Origin of the sequence: Streptomyces sp. NPDC050509 (genome assembly GCF_044457965.1) — a bacterium.
GTDB lineage: Bacteria > Actinomycetota > Actinomycetes > Streptomycetales > Streptomycetaceae > Streptomyces.
The window spans coordinates 556,854-576,539 of sequence record NZ_JBITHL010000004.1 but is presented as its reverse complement, the minus strand read 5'-3'; the positions used below and the strand labels follow the sequence as shown (position 1 = coordinate 576,539).

The 19,686-nt window shown below is 72.3% G+C and carries 15 protein-coding genes; 7 read left to right on the top strand and 8 right to left on the bottom strand.

Annotated elements, in window-relative coordinates:
• Window positions 1-1,206 precede the first annotated feature (1,206 nt).
• The gene (locus ACIBJC_RS14970) at window positions 1,207-1,953 is read left to right on the top strand and encodes a class I SAM-dependent methyltransferase (protein WP_399292116.1); all 747 of its coding nucleotides are present in this window, start codon (window positions 1,207-1,209) and stop codon (window positions 1,951-1,953) included.
• 123 nt (window positions 1,954-2,076) lie between these two features.
• Entirely contained in the window at window positions 2,077-3,600 is a 1,524-nt protein-coding gene (locus ACIBJC_RS14965; RefSeq protein ID WP_399292114.1) for a helix-turn-helix domain-containing protein, read from the top strand.
• Between the two features lie 183 nt (window positions 3,601-3,783).
• On the opposite strand, the gene ACIBJC_RS14960 is transcribed toward ACIBJC_RS14965, so the two are convergent.
• Window positions 3,784-4,224 (bottom strand): hypothetical protein, encoded by a 441-nt coding sequence (locus ACIBJC_RS14960; protein WP_399292112.1) that lies wholly within the window; start codon window positions 4,222-4,224, stop codon window positions 3,784-3,786.
• Between the two features lie 211 nt (window positions 4,225-4,435).
• Between ACIBJC_RS14960 and ACIBJC_RS14955 the strand changes: the two genes are divergently transcribed.
• The 3 genes from ACIBJC_RS14955 (at window position 4,436) to ACIBJC_RS14945 (ending at window position 8,604) form a co-directional block, all read left to right on the top strand.
• Window positions 4,436-4,921: a GNAT family N-acetyltransferase gene (locus ACIBJC_RS14955; protein ID WP_399292110.1), complete on the top strand. Its 486-nt coding sequence runs from the start codon at window positions 4,436-4,438 to the stop codon at window positions 4,919-4,921.
• A 178-nt stretch (window positions 4,922-5,099) separates the two neighbouring features.
• Window positions 5,100-6,257, top strand: a complete 1,158-nt coding sequence (locus ACIBJC_RS14950; RefSeq protein WP_399292371.1) for a DegT/DnrJ/EryC1/StrS family aminotransferase — start codon at window positions 5,100-5,102, stop codon at window positions 6,255-6,257.
• Complete coding sequence (locus tag ACIBJC_RS14945; protein ID WP_399292108.1) at window positions 6,250-8,604, top strand: lipopolysaccharide biosynthesis protein; 2,355 nt, start codon at window positions 6,250-6,252, stop codon at window positions 8,602-8,604. The genes ACIBJC_RS14950 and ACIBJC_RS14945 overlap by 8 nt, the downstream gene beginning before the upstream one ends.
• Here ACIBJC_RS14945 and ACIBJC_RS14940 read toward each other — a convergent pair.
• The 6 genes from ACIBJC_RS14940 to ACIBJC_RS14915 form a co-directional block, all read right to left on the bottom strand.
• Window positions 8,574-9,692 (bottom strand): glycoside hydrolase family 26 protein, encoded by a 1,119-nt coding sequence (locus tag ACIBJC_RS14940; RefSeq protein WP_399292106.1) that lies wholly within the window; start codon window positions 9,690-9,692, stop codon window positions 8,574-8,576. The two genes, ACIBJC_RS14945 and ACIBJC_RS14940, sit on opposite strands and share 31 nt — an antisense overlap.
• The gene (locus tag ACIBJC_RS14935; RefSeq protein ID WP_399292104.1) at window positions 9,689-10,174 is read right to left on the bottom strand and encodes a hypothetical protein; all 486 of its coding nucleotides are present in this window, start codon (window positions 10,172-10,174) and stop codon (window positions 9,689-9,691) included. The genes ACIBJC_RS14940 and ACIBJC_RS14935 overlap by 4 nt, the downstream gene beginning before the upstream one ends.
• A gap of 20 nt (window positions 10,175-10,194) precedes the next feature.
• Window positions 10,195-12,357 carry a hypothetical protein gene (locus tag ACIBJC_RS14930; protein WP_399292102.1) on the bottom strand — a complete coding sequence of 721 codons (2,163 nt, stop codon included), beginning with the start codon at window positions 12,355-12,357 and terminating at the stop codon, window positions 10,195-10,197.
• Window positions 12,358-12,419: 62 nt separating this feature from the next.
• Complete coding sequence (locus ACIBJC_RS14925) at window positions 12,420-13,190, bottom strand: polysaccharide deacetylase family protein (RefSeq protein WP_399292369.1); 771 nt, start codon at window positions 13,188-13,190, stop codon at window positions 12,420-12,422.
• An 80-nt stretch (window positions 13,191-13,270) separates the two neighbouring features.
• The gene (locus ACIBJC_RS14920; protein ID WP_399292100.1) at window positions 13,271-14,635 is read right to left on the bottom strand and encodes a glycosyltransferase family 2 protein; all 1,365 of its coding nucleotides are present in this window, start codon (window positions 14,633-14,635) and stop codon (window positions 13,271-13,273) included.
• 103 nt (window positions 14,636-14,738) lie between these two features.
• Complete coding sequence (locus ACIBJC_RS14915; RefSeq protein ID WP_399292098.1) at window positions 14,739-15,914, bottom strand: GNAT family N-acetyltransferase; 1,176 nt, start codon at window positions 15,912-15,914, stop codon at window positions 14,739-14,741.
• 342 nt (window positions 15,915-16,256) lie between these two features.
• Here ACIBJC_RS14915 and ACIBJC_RS14910 point away from each other — a divergent pair, with 342 nt between their 5' ends.
• Complete coding sequence (locus tag ACIBJC_RS14910; protein WP_399292367.1) at window positions 16,257-17,483, top strand: cytochrome P450; 1,227 nt, start codon at window positions 16,257-16,259, stop codon at window positions 17,481-17,483.
• Window positions 17,484-17,604: 121 nt separating this feature from the next.
• On the opposite strand, the gene ACIBJC_RS14905 is transcribed toward ACIBJC_RS14910, so the two are convergent.
• Window positions 17,605-18,051, bottom strand: coding sequence for a DUF6415 family natural product biosynthesis protein (locus tag ACIBJC_RS14905; protein ID WP_399292096.1), 447 nt, complete (start codon window positions 18,049-18,051; stop codon window positions 17,605-17,607).
• A 138-nt stretch (window positions 18,052-18,189) separates the two neighbouring features.
• On the opposite strand from ACIBJC_RS14905, the gene ACIBJC_RS14900 reads away from it, so the two are divergent.
• Window positions 18,190-19,665, top strand: coding sequence for a hypothetical protein (locus tag ACIBJC_RS14900; protein ID WP_399292094.1), 1,476 nt, complete (start codon window positions 18,190-18,192; stop codon window positions 19,663-19,665).
• The last annotated feature ends 21 nt before the right edge of the window (window positions 19,666-19,686 follow it).

Genomic DNA, 19,686 nt, shown 5'->3' with positions numbered 1-19,686 from the left:
ACCCGAGCCCAATGCTGGTGGCTTTGGGGCGCGGCCTCGTTGCCCGGGGTGTGGCGGTGCGGGCGGGCCCGGGTGCGCTGGCCGGTGGCGTGTGATGGCGGGTGCCGCCCCCTCCCTGGTTCGATGATCGCGGCTCCGGGGCGTGCGTCAAGGGCGCTTCGCGTCGGCTTCGCCGATGGCCTCCGGCCACCCTTGACCCACACCCCTCCACCGCTGGAAAAGGCGTGGGGAGGGGGCGGGGGGGGAGGGGTCCCCTGGGGAGCATTGCTTGTCGCTGGGGTCGGTTCCAGGCTTGCCGGTGGGTTCGCCCTGCGGGGCGCGCGGTAGTGGAGTGGGGCGGTGACGCGCATCGTCAAGCGTCCGCCGACCGGTCGTGCGCTGGGCTTCATGCCCCGCTGGTCACTCGCCGTGGGTGGGGCCGGTGGTGAATGCGGCGTGGAGTGGGGCGACTTGGCGGAGAGGGCCGACTTGGCGGAGCCGGGGTGGCGGGGTGGCGGGGTGCCGGGGCGGGATGCGGTGCCGGGGCAGGGTGCGGTCTTGGTAGCCGATAGGGCGCTTCCCCACCCAAAAAGCATGCGCTATGCCCCAGTTTGCCCCGGCTGATTGGGGGTTGGCTCCATTGTTCCGTGACTGCGCGCAGCCAGCGCACCTACGCGGGACTCCCAGCACACACTTCCCCGTTGGGCACCTCTCCCGTCCCACACGTCACATCCGCCCCGACTCCACCCGACCCCTCCCACCCACGACGGGTGACCAGCGGGGCATGAAGCCCAACCGTCATCCGGCGGAGAGCCGCTTGACGAAAGCCGCCACCGCCCCACTCCACGACCGCGCGCCCCGCAGGGCGAGCCGACCGGCAAGCCTGGAACGGACCGCAAGGGCATCGGTGTTTCCCAGGGGACCCCTCCCCCCCGCCCCCTCCCCACGCCTTTTCCAGCGGCGCAGGGGTGGGGGTCAAGGGTGGCCGGAGGCCATCGGCGAAGCCGACGCGACGCAGGAGCGCCCTTGACGCACACCCCGGAGCCGCGATCATCGAACCAGGGAGGGGGCGGCACCCGCCATAAAGCACCACCGGCCCACCCCGACAGACCCCCGCCCGAACCCCCGCAGAGTCACGGCGTTCAAGAAGGCCGGCCGGTTCGGCGTCTGAGCCGCCTCACGGAAAATCACTGGACTTCGCAGAGGTCGGCGCCGAACGTGGGAGGCATGCAGCAGGAAGAGATCTGGGACACGGAGACCGCCCAGCGCTATGACACACCCGGCGTCGGCATGTTCGCGCCCGAGGTCGTGACGCCCGCCGTGGAACGTCTCGCCGCGCTCGCGGGTGACGGGGCGGCGCTTGAGTTCGCCGTTGGGACGGGCCGGGTGGCGATTCCGCTGGCCGAGCGCGGGGTGCCCGTCACCGGCATCGAGTTGTCGCTTCCGATGGTCACTCAACTGCGTACCAGGGCCGACGAGGTGACGATCCCCGTGGTCGTCGGTGACATGGCGACGGCCACCGCCCCCGGGAAGTACACACTCGTCTATCTCGTCTTCAACACCATCTCCAACCTGCTCACCCAGGCCGAGCAGGTCGAGTGCTTCCGCAATGCCGCCCGCCATCTCACGCCCGGCGGCCGGTTCGTGGTCGAGCTCTGGGTCCCCGAGCTGCGCAAGCTGCCGCCGGGCCAGGCGGCCACCGTCTGGCATTCCGAGACCGGCTACATCGGGCTGGACACGTACGACGTGCTGCGTCAGCACGTCGTGTCGCACCACTTCCACTTCGGCGACAGCAGAGAGGCGCAGCTCTTCCGCAGTCCGCACCGCTACATCTGGCCGGCCGAACTCGACCTGATGGCCCAACTGGCCGGTTTCGAGCTGGAGAGCAGGCACGCGGACTGGGCGGGCGCCGAATTCACCGCCGATGCGCGTTCCCACGTATCCGTGTACCGCGTCCCGCTGCAGCGGGGATAATCCGTCTCCTCCCGTGGCGGGTTTCCAGTCCCCCGACACGCTGACCGGTCAGATGAAGGGTGCGGCGTGGGCAAGTCAGTGGCGCCGTCCCCGGATTCCCGGCGCGCCGCCGACATCCTGAGCATGCACCGACTGGCTCGCAAGGCGGACAGCGTAGGGGCGTTGGTGGGGTGGTTGGCACGCCGGACGGGGTGCTGGGTCGGGCTCGTGGATCCGGTCGGCGGCGTCCAGGCGGCGTCTCCCCAGGGGGGCGACTCCGAGGTGATGTCGCTCGTCGCCGACGGACTGCGGGTGATGCGCGAGCGGAGGCTGCGTACGTTCGTCGTCGGCGAGTCGCCGGGCCGCTCGGCCGCGCTGCTGGCCGTCGACACACCCGGCCCCGGGGACCGGTCCGGATCCGTCCCGTCCGCACTCGTCCTCGCGGTCGTCGGGGACGACCCCCTCGGGACGGCCGCGCCGGCCGACGCGGGGCCGCTGCTCGGGCTCTGCTGGTGGGCGCAGGAGGCTGAACGGGCCCGGCGGCGCGTGGAGATCGCCGACGCGCGCGGACGGGAGGCCGTGCTGCATCTGCTGATGTCCGGGCACCTCACGACGGCCCATCAGATCGCGAGCGTCCTCGCGCCGCGCCTCTACGACCCGGCCCGGTTCCATATCATCGAGTGCGGCGCCGACCGGCGGGCCGAGACGATCCGTATCTGCACCGAACTCACGGGCGGCCGGGCGTGGATCGTACGGTGTCCCGTCCACTCCGACCATGTGCTCGTGGTCGCTCCCGCGACCCCCGTCGCTCCCGCGCCCCCCGCCGCTCCCGCCGACGCCCGCCCGCTGGAAGCCGCGCTCACGGCCGGGATCGAGGGCTGTGTCGTGGGGACCGGCGACGCGCTGGCGCTGCGTGATACGGCCGTCGGCTACGAACAGGCGTTCCACGCGCTCGCGGTGGCCCGTGGCCGCCCCGAGCGCTGGGCGCGGTTCGACGCCGCACTCGGGCTGTCCGTCGTCGTAGGCCGCGACGGCCACGCCTGGGCCGACCACCTGCTGGCGCCACTGACCGGACACGTCCCCGCCCGCGCCACCGACCCCGACAGCCGCGTCCTCACCGACACGCTCCGGTCGTGGCTGGCCTTCTCCTCTGCCGCGACCCGGCACATGAAGATCCACCGCAACACCCTTGCCGCACGCCTCCGCCGCATCGACGCACTCCTCGGCCTGAACCTGGAGCTCGTGGGTGACCAGGCGAAGCTCGATCTGGCCCTGCGGACCGCGGCGTTGCCGCGCGTGACGGACCACGGGCCGGGCGCAGTGGGACCGGCACCGCCGGCTCCGGCCGGGGACGGCTTCGGGGCGCTGCTCCGCCTGCCGGCCGTACAGGAGTGGGCGCTGACGCAGTTGCGCCCCGTACATGAGGGCGCGCCCGCGCTGGAGGCCACGCTGCGCGCCTGGCTCCGGAACAACACGCGGCTGAGTACGACGGCACAGGCGCTCGGGGTGTCGGTGACAGGAGCCCGTAAACGACTCGTACGACTCGAACAGGTCCTGCACCGGTCACTGGTACAGGCCCCGAACGCGCGTCATGACCTCTGGCTGGCCATGGAGATTCTCGACCGCGGAGAAACCGGACAGGAACGTCCGGGCGCGCATCGAGGATGACCATGCATGACCATGAACGGACTCGCCGGCGCCACGGCCCACCCCGACGGTGGCCTTCGATCCTGACCATCCACCATCCACCATCCACCATCCGTCAGCCGCCAGCCACCACCCACCAACCGGGGCAGTCCGGAAACGACCGGCGGACAGGCTCGGAGAACGGGGCAAGGCGCGGCGGATCGCTTACGCGTGACCGGTGTAGTAGGAGGAGAGGTGAGTGGCGCCTCCCCTGGTCACGGCGACCCGCATCTTCACCTTCTGGCCTTCCGGAAGATTTCCGGTTTTCCAAGGCGTGATGTACGGGGAGTCATGGCCCACTGTCGTGGCGAAACGATAGGGGCTCTGGAGGATCGCCTCAATGCCCCAGCCGTCTGCGAGTGCGTCCACCGCATGCATGGCATCGCCGGGTGAGTAGGCGACGGGATCAGCGTTCCAATGGGCCATCCCTGCGTAGCGGCCGTTGTTGTACGCCACGACGCTGAAGGTCCCGTTGCTGCTTACGTTGTCAACCTCGAAGGTGAAGTTGGGATCAGCGGCGGCTGTGCCCGCGCCCGTTGTGACGGTTCCGCCGACCAGGAGCGCGGTCGACGCGATCAACGTGGCAATGCGGCGTTTCGTTCTCATATTTCCCCCACTCGGTGATGATTGTTCTTTGTCTTGCATTCTTCCCCGTGTCCCTTCAGGTACCGACCGTAGTGACGGCCGGTGGCGAGAGCGAGACTCAAAATGCCCACTGGAGGGTGCCGCCGGTGTCGGATGGCTGCGCGGGATGCGACGGACGGCTGTCGCCCCGTTCGCGGGGCGCCGGGGCGCGGGGCGGACGTAGCGTGGGGCCGTGCCTGAGATACAGCGTCTTCGTGCCGGTCATGCCGCCGCCCTGCTCGCGTTCGAGCGGGAGAACCGGGCCTACTTCGCGGCGTCCATTCCCGACCGGGGCGACGCGTACTTCGCCCGGTTCGAGGAGCGGCACCGCGCTCTGCTCGCCGAGCAGGAGGCCGGGGTGTGCCACTTCCATCTGCTCGTGGACGGGGACGGGGCGGTGTGGGGGCGGGTCAATCTGGTGGATGTGGCGGACGGGGCCGCCGAGCTGGGGTTCCGGGTGGCCGAGCGTGTGGCCGGGCGTGGGGTGGCGAGCGCGGGGGTGCGGCGGGTGTGTGAGCTGGCCGTCGCGGAGTACGGGCTCTCCTCACTGCGGGCCTCCGCGGCGGTGGACAACGCCGGTTCGCGCGCCGTGCTCGCCCGTACCGGGTTCACGCACGTCGGCGAGGTGGAGCTGAACGGGCGGCCCGGGCTGCGGTTCGTGCGGGAACTGGTGGGGTGAGCGGGTGGCCCGTACCGGGGTGCCGTGCCTTATTGACGGGGCGTCCGGTATGGGACACATTGAGCCGGGGCAGGGGGGATGCGGAATGGCTCGTGGGGAGGGCCGCCCGGCGGAGCCGTCGGCGCGCCCGGCGCGCTCGGCGCAATCGGCGTTCTCGTACGCCGTGCTGGAGTCGCTGATGGGCGAACGCCTCGGCAGGGAGTGTCTGTACATGCCGTCGTGCCGGCTCGGGCTGTATGTGGCGCTGCGCCACTGGTGTCCGCCCGGCGGGCGGGTGCTGATGTCGCCGGTCAACGACGATGTGATCTTCTTCGTCGTGCTCGCCGCCGGACTGCGCCCCGTGCAGGCGCCGTTGGACCCGCGCGACGGGTCCCTCGATGTCGCGGCCGTGCCGGAGTCCGTCTGGCGCGGGCTCTCCGCCGTACTCACCACCAATCTGTACGGGAACCCCGACCCCGCGCCCCAACTGCGTTCCCGCTGCGATGCGTTGGGCATCCCGCTGATCGAGGACGCCGCGCACGCCATCGGCAGCGAGATCGGCGGCCGGCCCGTCGGCGGGTTCGGGGACGCGGCCGTGTTCAGCCTCTCCAAGCACGTGGGCGCCAAGACCGGCGGCTTCCTCGCGGTCGCGGACCCGGGATTGCGTACGGAGCTGGCGCGGGCCCGCGACGCGCTGCTCCGGCCCTCCCGGCTCACCGCCGAACTCGCCTACGCCGTACGGCCGTACGCCGAGGCCGGGGTGCGCGGGCTGCGGCTGGTACGGGCCGCGCGCGCCGCGCTGCGGCTGCTCGGGCAGGAGGAGCGGGAGGAGATCCGGATGCCCCTGCGGGGCGCGGAGTTACGCACGGCCCTCGCCGGAGCGCCGGGGCTCGGCGGATTCCACTCCTGGATCCGGGTCGACCTGCACGACTACCGGCTCCGCCCCGGCCGCGCGCGCCTCGGACGCACCGAACGGCTGCTGCGCGGACTCGACGGGACGCTCGCCGCCCACCGCGAGGGGACGCGGCGGCTGCTGGCCAGCCCGTGGGCCGCGCCGGGCGCCGCTGCGGGGCCCGTACAGCCGCTCTTCCGGGTGCCGCTGCTCGTCGAGGACCGCGACGCGGCGATCGCCGCCCTGGCGCGGCACCGTCTCACCACCGGCTACCTCTACGATCCGCCGCTCGACGTGTACGCGGGCGCGGAGTTCACCGACCCGTCGCCGGTACCGGCCCCGGCGGCCTGGTTCGCCCGGCACGCCCTGCCCGTCGATCCGCGCCACGCGGACCGGGCGATCGCCGTCCTCACCGGACTGGGCGCCCGCCCGGTGGAGTGGGAGGAGACCGGCAGCGGTGGCTGACACCGCCCGGCTCCCCGGGGCGCACCGGGGAGGCGAAGGCCTCGTGGACGGTGGTTCGGGGAGTGCGGTCGTCTCCTCCACCGCGCCGGCGCCCGCTTCCGGCGGCCAGGAGGACGGCCGGGAGCGCGACTCCATGTTCCGCAACGCCTACGCGCTCATGCTCTCCACCGGCGTCTCCGCCGCCCTCGGCCTCGGCTTCTGGCTCGTCGCCGCCCGCTACTACACCGAGGAGGCCGTCGGCCAGGGTTCCGCCGCCATCGCCGCCATGCGGCTGCTCGCCTCGATCACCGCGACCACCATGATCGGCGCGGTGGTCCGCTACGTCCCCCGGGCCGGCCGGGCCACCGGGCCGCTCGTGTGGCGCGCGTACGCGGTCAGCTCGCTCGTGGTGTGCGTCGCGTGCGTGGTGTTCCTCTCGACCCTGGACCTGTGGGGCCCGTCCTACGCGCCGCTCGACGGGCTGACGGCCGGGCTGGTCTTCACCGCGTCCTGTGTCGCCTGGGCGCTGCTCACGCTCCAGGACGGGGTGCTGACGGGGCTGCGCAAGGCGTTCTGGGTGCCGGTCGGCAACGCGGTCTTCTCCATCGGCAAGCTGCTGATGCTCGCCGCGTTCGCCACCGCCCTGCCCGTGCTCGGCGTCTTCGTCTCCTGGGCGGCTGCCATCGCCCTCTCCGTACTGCCGCTGGGCTGGCTGGTCTTCCGCAGGCTCATCCCGCGCCAGGCCGCCGCCGACCGGGACCGCGAGCCGCCCCGGCGCCAGGAGATCGGGCGGTTCCTCGCCGGTGACTCGGTCGGGGCGCTCTTCAGCCTGGCCATGATCAATCTGCTGCCGGTGATGGTCGCTGTCCGCTTCGACTCCGCGCACAACGCCTTCTTCTACACCGCCTACACCGTCGGCGGCACGATGGAGTTCATGGCCATCAACATGGCCTCCTCCCTCACCGCGCACGCCTCGCACAGCCCCGACCGGCTGGCGGAGGGCGTGCGCGGGGCGCTGCGCCGGATGACGCTGCTGCTGGTGCCCGTGGTGCTGGTGCTGGTGGTCTTCGCGCCGCAGATCCTCACCCCGTTCGGCGCCGACTACGCCGAGCACGGCACCACCGTGCTCCGGCTGCTCGCCGCCGCCGCGCTGCCCCGGGTCGTCGTCGAGCTGTACATCGGGGTGCTGCGCGTCCAGGGCCGTACGGGCATGCTCGCCGCGCTCCAGGGCGCCATGTGCGTCCTGGTCCTGGGCAGTGCGCTGGTGCTGCTCGGGCCCGCCGGGATCTCCGGCGCGGGGCTGGCGATGCTGCTGTCCATGACGCTGATCGCCCTGGTCGCGGCGCCGGGGCTGTGCGCGGCGCTGCGCTACCGCCACCGTACGAAGGACGGCGCCGACTGGATCGGCGGACGGCGGACGGGGGCGGCGCGGGAGGGCGAGGACGCGTACTACGGGACCGCCTGGGCCCGCAGGGCCGCGCTGCGCCGGACGGGGGCGCCCGGGGTGCCGGAGGAAACGGCGGACGACCCGCGGGCCGAGGAGGACGCCGCGTACGGCACGACCTGGGCCGGGCGCACCGCCTATCTGCGCGGCGCCCATGACGCGCCGACGCCCGCCTTCGGTATGGCCGTCCCCGTTCCCGTACGGGGTCCTGGCAACGCGCCCGCGCATCCGCCGGTCCAGGCCGACCGGATCGACGAGAGCCGGACCGTCACCGTGCTGTGGCTGCTGCTCGGGCTCTCCGCCGGGCTGTTCTGGACGCCGCTGGCCCGGCTCGGCGACATCGGCCGCGATCAGCTCACCGGCGCCCAGCTTCTGGACGTACTGCCTCCGCTCACACTCGTCGCGGGCATGCTGCTGATCGTCGTCCAGTGCGCCGCCGTCTCGCTGGAACGGCCGGGGCCCGTCCTGCTCGCCCTGGGACCGCTGATCACCTTCGCCGCGCTGCACACCGCGCCGCTGCTGCTGGGCGTACGGCCCGACCGGGCGTCGGGGCTCTGGCACCGGCAGCTCGCGGACACGCTGGCGGGGACGGCCGGGCCGGCCGGGCGCGACGGTGTGCTGCGCACCCTGCCCGTCGTCCTGCACCTGCTCTGCCTGGCGCTGGTCGCCCTGGCCCTGTGGGCGCTGAGGGCGGACGGGCGGGCCGTGTCGGGGGTGGTGTGGGTGCTGGCGGTGGCCGGGTGGTCGGCGCAGGATCCGTTCGCGGCGGTGGCCCTGCCGGTGTTCCTGGGGCTGTCCGTGGTGACGGGTGCGGTCCTCCTCGTCCGCCGGGTACGGAGGGTACGGGGAGTGCAGAGGGTACGGGGAGTGCAGAGGGTACGGAGCGGGCGCCGTCAGCGTGACGGGACCGGCTGGCGGAAGTAGTCGTCGCGGCCCGCCTCCCGGTAACCCTCCAGCGCCGGGCCCCGGTCGACGGTCAGATCGCAGTGCGGTCCCGGCACGGGCCGGTTCCACTGGACGAGCGCCTTCACCTGCGGCAGTGTCCGCGCCACCCGCGGCACCTGCTGGTACCAGCCGCGCTGCCGGTCCGGGTCGTCCGGATCGGGTGCCGTGCTGAACTCGGAGAGCATGAGGGGCTTGCGGTCCGATATGTTCGCGCGCAGCCAGTCGTAGGCGGGGCGCTGGCTGTCGTCGAAGTCCAGCCAGCGCGCGTTGCGCTGACAGCGGTAGTAGTTGTACTGGTCCATGCCGATCCAGTCGACGTACGCGTCGCCCGGATAGAGCGACTTCATCAGTTCCGCGTTCCCCGGATAGCCGGAGACCGTCCACACCCACACCACGTTGTCCACGCCGAGCTTCTCGAACCGGTCGTAAAGATGGCGGTAGGCGGCGACGAACTCCTCGGGCGTCCCCGCGTCCGGCGTACGGAAGTCCGTCTCCTGGTCGAAGGAGAAGAAGATCCGCTTGCCGTACGCCTTGAGCCGCCTGGCCTGCGGATCGATGATCTCCTCGTCGTACTTCCCGGCCGCGAGATCGGCCCAGCCGAGCTGGGTCTCCGTCCAGTTCTCGTGGTGCGGCTCGGTCCACACGGTGGACTCCCAGGCCAGCATCAGCATCCGGTCCCGGCCCAGCTCCTGTTCCTCGGGGGTGAGCAGCACTCCGTCGCGCTGGGTGTTGGACATGTCGTGGTAGTTGTAGACGAGATCCAGCTTGCGCCCGATCTTCTTCTCGAAGCCGTGGACGGCGTCCGTGAGCGAGCCGTTCGCCGCGTACGGGACGTACGCGCCCCACCAGGCCCCGCACGGCGGCTCCAGCCGCTCGCCGGGCGCGCACCGCCCGTGGGGCAGGGCGCCGGAGGCGGCGTTCTCCGGCAGTGCCCGGTCCGCCTCCTTGTCGCCCTTCTCCACCCGGGCGACCCAGACCCCGAGCCCGGCCAGCAGGGCGCCGACGGCCGCCAGGACCAGCGTCAGATACGTACCGCGACCCGCGCCGCGTAAGCGTCGTGCCGTCATATAGGGCCCTCCGGAACGGGTTTGGTGCGCTCGGCCGCGCCTCGGGTCGCGGCGGGCAGGGGTACGGCGGGCAGCGGGGCCACGACCGTGCAGAAGACCGCGAGCGAGCCGAGGAACAGCGGGACCGAGAAGCCCGCCACGAGGAAGAGCGCGGTGGCGGTGAGCGTCGCGAGGGAGAGACTGAGCGGCGCGGCCAGCGCCAGGGCCTCCAGCCGGGCGGCGGGGCGCAGGCTCCCGGGCAGCGGGAGGAGCAGGGCGCAACCGGGGCCGAGAGTGACGAAGAGCAGGACGGGGATCCAGCGCAGCGGCTGCCCGTCGGGGAGCGCCGTCGCCGCGAGGGCCGGCCACCCGGAGAGCGCGAGCCCGGCTCTGAGCCAGGACCGGCGCCGGGGCCAGGGCCGGGACCAGGGCCGGACCCTGGACTGGGGCTGGGGCTGGGGCTGGGATGGGGACTGGGGCTGGGGGGCCGTGCGTTGGTCCATGACGGCTGCCTCCGGGTTCGTCATCGGGCAGGAGCAGGAGTAGGAGTGGCCGCGGCGGTGGGCGCGGCGGCGACGGAGGCGGCGGGAGTGGCCGGTGTGGCCGGGGCCGGGGTCGGCTCGGGGACGGGGTCGGGGGTGGGGGTTTCCACGTGTTCCAGCAGGAGGCCGTTCCGGCTCTCCTCCAGGACCCTGAAGTGCGGCGACCGCTTCAGCGCCTCCGTCATCCGGGCGAAGCTCCCGGCCGGCAGATATCCCTCGCCGATCGTGGCCTTCTCCTGGGACGGCGTGAGGATCACGTACGCCGGACGTCCGTCCGGGATGCCCGCGTCGAGATAGCGGGCGGGGTCCTTGAGCATGATCAGGTTCTCCGGCACTTCCTGTTCGGTGAAGAACCAGCGCTCGTAGTGGTCGTAGCGGTAGTACGCGCCCGGGAACGACCCGGTGGTGGCGAGGATCAGCGAGCCGTCCGGCGCCTGGTCGTAGGCCCGCTCGACGAACGCGCTCTCGGCGGGGGGCGCGTACTGCATGCCCTCCTTGCCGTAGTACGAGGGCAGGAAGCCCACGAGCAGGGCGGCCAGCGCCACCGGGAGCGCGAAGGCCGTCGCCCGGCGGGCGAGGCGTCTGGCCTTCTCCCGTCCGGCGGCGGGCGGGACGAGCGCGGCGGCGGCGAAGAACGCCGTGCCCGGCAACCCGAACAGATAGACGCGGAAGAGCATTTCGCCGCCGTAGTCGTTCACGGCGAACAGCGGTACGGGCGCGGCGGCGGCCAGCAGCAGCGGCAGCGCGCTCCGTGCCAGCCTGCGCCGCAGCAGCACGGCGGCCACGGCCAGCCCGCCCAGGACGAGCACCATCAGGATGTTGGCGGTGCCCACCAACTCGGGTCCCGGGCCCGTCGGTTCACCGGCGAATCCGGGTCGGGAGTTCTTCAGCAGGTCGCCCGCCGAGTCCCGCAGGGTGGACAGCGTGTCCAGGAAGAGCACGCGGCCCATCGTGAGATCCCAGACGAGCATGAGGAGACCGGTGACCACGAGCAGCCCGATGTTGCGGTAGCGGCGGGTCAGGCAGAGGGCCGTCAGCGTCATGCAGAGCATCACGGGCGTGAGTTGGTGCGAGGCGTTGATGGCCCCGATCAGCGGGGCGAGGATCGCCACGCAGACCGCCCGCTGTCTCAGGGTGGTGGGCGGCGGCACGGAGGTCGCCGACGGATCGAGCCGGGACCGCTCACGCAGCCGCCCGGCCGATCCGGGCCGTACGAAGTGCCGTACGACCACGGCGAACACGGTCAGGAAGAGCAGATAGGCGAAGGCCTGCGGCGCGAGATAGTCCTGCCCCACCCAGTTGGCGAGCTGGAAGATCCAGACTGCGGTCCAGACGAGACGCCAGTCGTCGGTGAAGGTGCGGTAGATCAGTATCAGCACCGGGAGCATCAGCAGCCCGAAGAGAACAGGCGCCCAGTTGGTGTACGAAGCGGCGCCATGCACCCCGAAGGCCCTGATCAGCGCCGCGTTGAGCGAGAAGAAGCCCGGCCACTGGTCGTACGCGGACATCCCGCCGGAGAGCCGCGCCTGCGGATGGAAGGTGCCCTCGGCGAGCAGTCGCGCTATCACGGCGTCGTGCTTGGACGCCCAGGCGTAGCGCACGGAGTCGTAGAGGATCCCGGGGGGCGCCTTGAGCGCGACGAGCATCGCGACGCAGTAGGTCAGCGGCCACCACGGGGCGGTACCCGCCCGGCGCAGGCTGATGAGGAAGCCGGCGGAGAGGACGGCCAGCGAGGCGTAGAAGGCGGCCGGGAACCGGTCGAGGAGCCCGAACTCCCCGATGTCACGGAACCCTATCCGCGGTAAGGACCAGGTCCAGAGGGCCGCCGCGATCAGCAGCGGCGGCCATGTGAGGAACCGCTGGAAGCGGATCAGGAACGACGGCCCCGGGCCACGGCGCGGCGGAAGGGGCGGGTGGGGAGGGCGGGGCGCTCGCGCTTCCGGGCCGGCCGCGGCGCCGAGGTCGGAGCCGGAACCGGAACCGGAACCGGCTCCCGAATCGGAAACCGAAACGGAATCTGAAACGGAATCTGAAACGGCTCCTCCGGAATCGGCTCCGGGTCCGCACCCGGAGCCGTTCCCGGAGCCGGAGCCGTTCCCCGGGCCGTCGCCGGAGCCGGTCCTGGTGTCCGTACGCGTGGTCATGAGATGCCCTCCCCCCTCGTCACACTCGGTCACTACCCAGCGTCATCCATGACTATCCGTAACTACCCGGCGAATTCCGGCCCCTTCACCCGGGCCCGCGCGCGCCGGTACAGCCGCCAGCCCACCGTGGCCGCTGAATCCCGGTACGGCGCGACCCTCGCCCGCTCCCCCGCGGCGGCCCCGCCCGCCATCCACGACGCGACGTCCGCCGCGGTGTGCGTACGGCGCACGATGAGCCGGGCGATGCGGTACGCCTCGTCGCGCCCGGAGCTGTGGGCGTGCCGTACGGCGACGGCCGAGGCGTACCCCGCGCCCTCGGCGGCCCGGCGCACGGCGCGGCTGTTGTAACCGTGCGGATAGGCGAGATGCGCGACCGCATGGCCGAGCAGGTCCTCCAGCACGTCCTTGGCTCCGCGCAGTTCACGCCGGAGGGCGGGTCCGCGCAGGGTGTCGAGCTGGGGATGGGTGACCGTGTGCGCCCCCACCTCCAGCCCGTACGACTCCAGACGCCCCGCCTGTGCGAGCGTCATCATCGGCGCGGGCGGCAGCAGGCTGGTGCGGCCCGGGGTGATGGCCCCGGTGGTCAGATAGGCGGTGGCGGGCAGGGCGCGGGCGGCGAGCGCGTCGGCCGTCGGGCCCGGCAGATCGGCGAAGCCGTCGTCGAAGGTGAGCACGACGGGCCGGGACGGCAGCGGCGCGCGCCGCGTGAGGTGCCCGACCAGGGTGCTGACGGGGACGGGCGTACGGCCGCAGGCGACGACCGCGTCGAGATGGGCGGCGAAGTCCCTCGGTGTGACGGTGAATTCGGCGATCCAGGCGGGTGGGTCGTCCATCACGGCGTGGTAGAGGAGGACGGGGATCCGGTCCGGTACGTTCCGGTCCGATGGGTTCCGCTCCGGTGCGTTCCGCTCCGTCACGGGGTGCCTCCGGGCGCCGTGTCGCGTAATCCCCCGGCCGCCCCCGCGCGGGCGCGGATCCGCGCCTTCGCGTAACCGAACGGCCCGTACAGCATCCCCCGGCGCTCCAGGCGGGAGAGGGAGCGCGGCCAGGGGTACGCCTGCGTGCCGTGCGCCGTGATCGCGCGGGCGTGCGCCAGCCCGCGCGGCACCTTCGCGAGCAGCGCGGGCAGCAGGGCGGGGTGGCGTACGAGGATCGCGGTGAGGTACGCGGTCAGGCCGGCGCCGTATCCGTACGCCTGGTTCCGCAGGTCCTGCCAGGTCTCGCGGTGGTGGTGCCAGACCAGCGCCTCGGGCGTGTAGCGCAGCCGGTGTCCGGCGGCCAGGACCCGGACGAAGGCGTACAGGTCGTCGCCGCCCTTGGCGGGCGTACCGGTGCCGGTGGCCGGGTCGAAGCCACCGACGGCGCGCAACGCATCGGCGCGGAAGGCCATGTTGGCGCCGGAGCCGAAGCTTCCCGCCGTGAACGGGAAGAGGGGTTGGTCGGCGGGCGGCGCCGCCGGGTCGTACAGCCGGGGCACGACCCCCTTGGCGAAGCCCCCGTGGCTCTCCAGCAGGATCTGCGCGGGGGTGGTCAGCCGGGCCGGGAGGATCAGGCCCGTGGTGCAGCCGAGGCGGGGGTCGGCCGCGAAGGGCGCGGTGAGCGCGGAGAGCCAGTGCGGGTCGGCGATCACGTCGTCGTCGGTGAACGCGAGGACCGGGGCCGCGCGGTCCGCCGCCGCGATGCCCCGATTGTGGGCGACGGCCAGGCCGGGGCGCGGCTCGTGCGCGTAGGCGACGCGGCCCGCGTAGCGGGAGGTGACGAGGTCGCGGGTGGCGGTGGTGACGGGCGCGTTGTCGACGACCAGGACGCGGAAGTCGGGGTGGTCCTGGGCGAGGAGCGAGTCGAGGGCGCGGGCGAGTTGGCCGGCGCGCTCGCGGGTGGCGACGACGGCGGTGGTACGGGGAGGAGGGAGCGACGGGTCCGTGGACGGGGACGGGGACGACGGCGTCGCCGTGGCCCCGCTCCGCGCGCGGAAGGCCGCCGTCAGCGCCTCCGCCGGATCCTGGCCCGCCGCCACCTGGCCCGTCACCGTGGCGACGGGGTGGCCGTCGATCCGTACGAGCGCGAACACGGCCCCCTCCCCGACCGGCGGGCCGCCGGGCGCGGGGCGGAGGGACAGGACGGCGCCGTCGGCCGCGCGGAGATCGAGTTCGGCGACGGCGACGGCCGGGGGGATCGGCAGGCGACGCGGCGCCGGACGGCCCGGCCCGTCTTCCGCGCTCCCCCTCCCCCGCGCGGTCCCGGTGCCGGTGCCGGTCGTGTGCGGTGTGTACGTCATCGGCTCCCCCTGCTCGGTTGATGCGCTGTGCCGTTGCCGCCCTGTGCCGTTGCCGCCCTGTCCGTTCCGGCGGCCGGTCCGTGCCCTTCCGGCGGCCGGTCCGTCACCTGTCCCGCAGGCGGCCCACCCGGTTCAGCGCCGCCTTCGTGTACGCCGCCAGCCGGGGCCGCTCCCGTACGAAGCCGTGCGCCCGGCGGACCGGCTCCCTGCCCAGCCGGTAGAGGGCGGCCCGCGCGCCCGGGCGTGTCACGGCGCCCTCGTAGACCCGTAGTCCGCCCGTCTTGAGCGCGTCCTTGTACTCCGCCGCCCCGCGCCCCAGGTCGAGCACCCCGATCCCGGCCGCGGCGGCGGCCCGCGCCATCCTCAGATGCAGGATCAGGCCCGGCGAGAACCTGGCGAACTCCGGGTCGTACGCCGGGAACCAGCAGGACAGCACGGTGCGCGAGCGCAGCCCGAAGTGCGCCGCCACCGGGCGGTCCGCCACGTACAGCACGGAGAGCACGCCAGAGCAGCCCGGCGTACGGGTCGTGGCGAGCTGTCGTACCAGCGCGCTGATCCACTCCTTCGCGAAGCGGTCGCGGCGGCCGGTCCTGCGGTACTGCGCGGACTTCCACTCCATGAGCGTGCGCAGCGCCGCCGGGTCGCGCTCGTCGAAGACGAAACGGAGTTCGCCCGCGCGGAGGGCGAGCTTCCGTTCCTTCGCGGCCGTCGTACGGAAGAACTTGGGCGACCGGGCACGCAGAGCCGTCTCGTACGCCTCGTACCCCTCCCCGACCTCGATCACCGGGGACTCGAACCCCGCGAACGCGCCGACGCCGGGGTCGGCCGGGACGAACAGCCGTTGTCCCGCTTCGAGGTTGTCGAACTCCCAGGACGTCAGCGAGCAGCCGCCGAGCAGTTCGCGCGCCGTGAGCCGCAGTCCGCCGCGGAACACCCCGCCCTGGCAGTCGGACACGCCCAGGCCGATGGCCCTTCCGCGCCCGAGCGGACCGCGCTCGTACGGGAAGAACCCGACGGGCTCGGCAGCGGCCGTTCCGGACGCGGCGGGCGCCCCGGCCCCCTCCGCGCGGGCCCCCTCCGTCCCCGCCCCCTCCTGTACGACGGCGACGCGCGCCCCCGGCCGTACCCGGCCGACGGCCAGGGTGAACTCCGGTTCCATGAACGGGTTGGCCGGAGCCCCCGACTTGGCGCGCAGCTCGCGCCAGGACTCGATTTCCGCCTCGTCCAGATCCCCGGGCGCCACCACGCGCAGGCGCGCGGCACTCCGTACATCGTTCAACTCGACCCCCCGGTCGCATCCCCCCACGAGCCCGTGTCCCCTGTGGGCCCGCACCCGACAGGACGGTACCGGCCCAAATCCCTCCGGGACAGGGGCAGTCGCCCATCTCGTCACGGATCGGGGGATCGCACGCAACGGGTGCGGCCTGTGGTGCTGGAGGTGCCGGAGATTGCGGAAGATACCGGAACGGCCTGCGGCCGAACCGCTCCTTTCCGTAACCTCGGACTGACTCATAGGATCTGGGTGAGGAGGGTTCCCGTGACCCGGTCCCACGCTTCCGAGCCCCCGTACGTGTATCGGCTCGACCCGTCCGGCTCCTGCCCGCACGCCCTCAACGCCGAGATGCTCGCGCGGGGCGCCGTCGCCGAGGTCGTGCTGCCCGGCGACGTCCCGGGCATGGCGGTCCTCGGGCACGAGGCGCTGAAGGAGTTCATGGGCCACCCGGATGTCGCCAAGAGCGCCGAGCACTTCACGGCGCTCCAGGAGGGGCGGATCCCGGTCGGCTGGCCGCTGACGACCTTCGCGACCGTACCGGGCATGGTGACCGCGGACGGCGCCGAGCACCGGCGGCTGCGGTCGCTGATCGGCAAGGCGTTCACGGCGCGGCAGGTGGCGGCGCTGCGGCCGGGCGTCGAACGGCTGACGGCGGAGCTGCTGGACGGGGTGGCCGCGGCGGCGGCAGCGGCGGACGACGGGGTGGTGGACCTGCGCCGGCACTTCGCGCTCCCGCTGCCGATGAGCGTGATCAGCGAACTGCTCGGGGTGGACGCGGAGTTCCGGGACCGGCTGCACACCCTCTCGACGCAGGTGGTGAGTACCGACATCGCCCCGGAGGAGGCGGTGGCCGCGAACCGGGAGATGGTGGCCGTGCTCGGCGCGGTGGCCGCGTCCCGCAGGGCACGCCCGGGTCGGGACCTCACCAGCGCCCTCATCGCCTCGCGGGACGACGACGGAAGCGACAGCAGCAGTAGCAGTAGCAGTAGCAGTAGCAGCGGAAACGGCGGCGACCGGCTCAGTCAGCACGAACTCATCGGCACGATGCTGGTGATGATCGTCGCCGGCCATGAGACGACCCTGAACCTGATCACCAACGCGGTCCGCGCGCTGTGCGCCCATCCGGACCAGTTGGAGCTGATCCGGACCGGCGCCGCGGACTGGGCGGACGCGGTCGAGGAGACCCTGCGCTGGGACAGTCCGGTCAGCTTCTTCCCGTTCCGTTATCCGACGCGCGACGTGACGGTGGACGGGACGGTGATCCCGCGCGGCACACCCGTGCTGGCCGGGTTCTCGGCGGCGGGCCGTGACGCCGCGGCGCACGGACCTGACGCGGACCGCTTCGATGTCGCGCGGCGCTCCACGACACGCCATCTCTCCTTGGGACATGGCGCCCACTACTGCCTGGGCGCCCCTCTCGCGAGGATGGAGACCACGATCGCCCTGCGGCAGGTGTTCACCCGGTTCCCGGACCTGAGGATCGCGGTCCCGGAAACGGAACTGGCCCGCCAGCGCAGCTTCGTGGGCAACAGCGTGCGGGAACTTCCGGTGGTGCTGGGGCGGTCGGCGTCCTGACCTTCCCACCGGTCTACGGGGCTGCCTCCGCCTTACAGGCGCAGCCCCACGGTGAGTGCGATGGTCAGTCCCAGGGTGCAGACCGCGATCACGAACCAGGCTTGTTGTTTCCCTTCTGGGCTCACGGCCGGTACCGGCCTTCGCGCTCGCGCTCCCGCAGGTAGTCCATGAACGTACGGCACATGCGTGCCAGTGCCCGCATGTGGACCCAGTTGGCCATGGCGCCGGCGCCGGGCCCGCTGTCGGTGAGGTCGTACCAGTCCTTGAGCGCTCCTTTGGTCCGTACGGTGTGCTCGCTCTCGGGGATCGCCTCGACGAGGGAGACGAGCCCCGCGCCGTGGCCGACGAGCCGGTCGGTGAGGTCCGCGATCTCGGCGGGCGGCGGCATCATGCGATGCGGCGCCAGTGCGCGATCGGCGTCGAGACCTATGGCGTTGTGGTCCACGGCGTGGTTCCGGACGGCGTGCCGGTCGTGCGGAGTGTGTGAAGTGTGCGGAGTCTGCGTGGAGTCGGCGGTGTAGGTGGTGTGCGCGTTTTCGGCAGTGCCACCTGTTCTGTTGTCTGTCACTGTGTTCACCTTGGCCCCCGTCTTCGTGTGCTGTGCTGCTTGGCCCTGTTGAACAGAAAACAGCCTGAAGACCCTCCACGAGTACCGTGGAGAACTGTCTGATGATGAAAGCCATGAACGCTTGGGGGAGTTGGACACATGGCGAGTAATTCCCGCACACCAAACACCGGTTTGGCCGGTCTGCTGGCGCAGGCGAAGTGGTCCCGCGCACAGTTCGCACTGATCATCAACCGCATCGGCGCCGAGGCCGGGCTCGAACTCCACTACGACCAGTCGGCGGTCTCCCACTGGGTCGCGGGCACCATGCCCAAGGACCAGGTCAGGCCGTTGATCGTGGAGGCTTTCGCACGGAAACTCGGACGCCCGGTCACCCACTCGGAGGCCGGCCTTCCCGTCGTACCGTCCGCTCGTTTCTCCTCGTCGGCCGGGGAACCACCGGGCCGTTCGGGCCGTTCGGGCTCCGGCGCCGCCGGTCCCTCGGGCCCCTTCGGTTCCGCCGGCTCCTCCGGTGTCTCCGGTTCCTCTGGTGTCTCCGGCATCTCCGGGGTCAACACGCTCGAAGAACTGGTCGACATGGGGAGAGCAGACATGGATCCGTCACGGCGCGGGCTGATCGCCGCAGGGCTGTTCTCCGCCGCCGTCGTCGTTCCGCTCTTCCCGGATCTGGCCCACGCGGCAGCCCCCTCGACACCCGCTCCGGGGAAGCGGACCGTACGTATAGGGGCGCCGCAGGTACAGGCCGTACGCACAATGACGGACCGGATAGCGGACATTCTGGATGAACTCGGGGGTGGTCACGCGCGCCCGATGGCCGCTGCCTTTCTGGTGAACACGGTCATGCCGTGGCTGAAGGCGGAGGCCGCCGAGTCCGTACGCAACGACATGCTGGCCGCCGCCTCCGATCTGGTCTACCTGACCGGCTGGATGGCGATGTACGAGCGGGCGCACGGGCTGGGCCAGCAGTACTACCTCAGGGCCCTGGAGCTGGCCGGCTCCGCCGGGGACCATGTCACGTACTGCCGGACGCTGCGCGGCATGTCGCTCCAGGCGTCGAACCTCGGGTACGGCAAACGGGCGCTGGAACTGGCCGACTCGGCCGCCGAGGCGTCACCGAAGGCCGAGCCGCGGCTCCAGGCGTTCCTGTCCGGGCAGCAGGCGCACGCGGCGGCGATGGTGGGGGACAAGCGGCAGGCGTTCGGCCGGCTGCGCCAGACGGAGGCCGCCCTGACCAAGGCGGACAACCGGCGTGAGTCGATCGGGGGCTACGACAGGACCGCGTACCTCTTCCACGTGTCGCACGTGCTGTACGAGTTCAAGGACCTGCCGGGCTCGATCACCGCCCTCCAGCAGTCCCTTCAGGTGCAGCAGAAACACGAGCGGCAGGGCCGGGTCCACTTCCTCGCCGTCCTGGCCCAGCGCCAACTGGAGCTGGGGCATCTGGAGGCGGCGTGCGGGAGCTGGTGGCAGTTCCTGGACGACTACGAGCATGTCTCGTCGGCCCGGGGGGACGAGCACTTCGAGACGATGCGGCGGAGGTTGCGGCCGTACGCGAAGACTCTGGCCGTACGGAAACTGCGGCCGAGGATCGACGAGATAGCCGCACTGAAGGGGTGAGGGGCCTCTTTTCGACGGAGC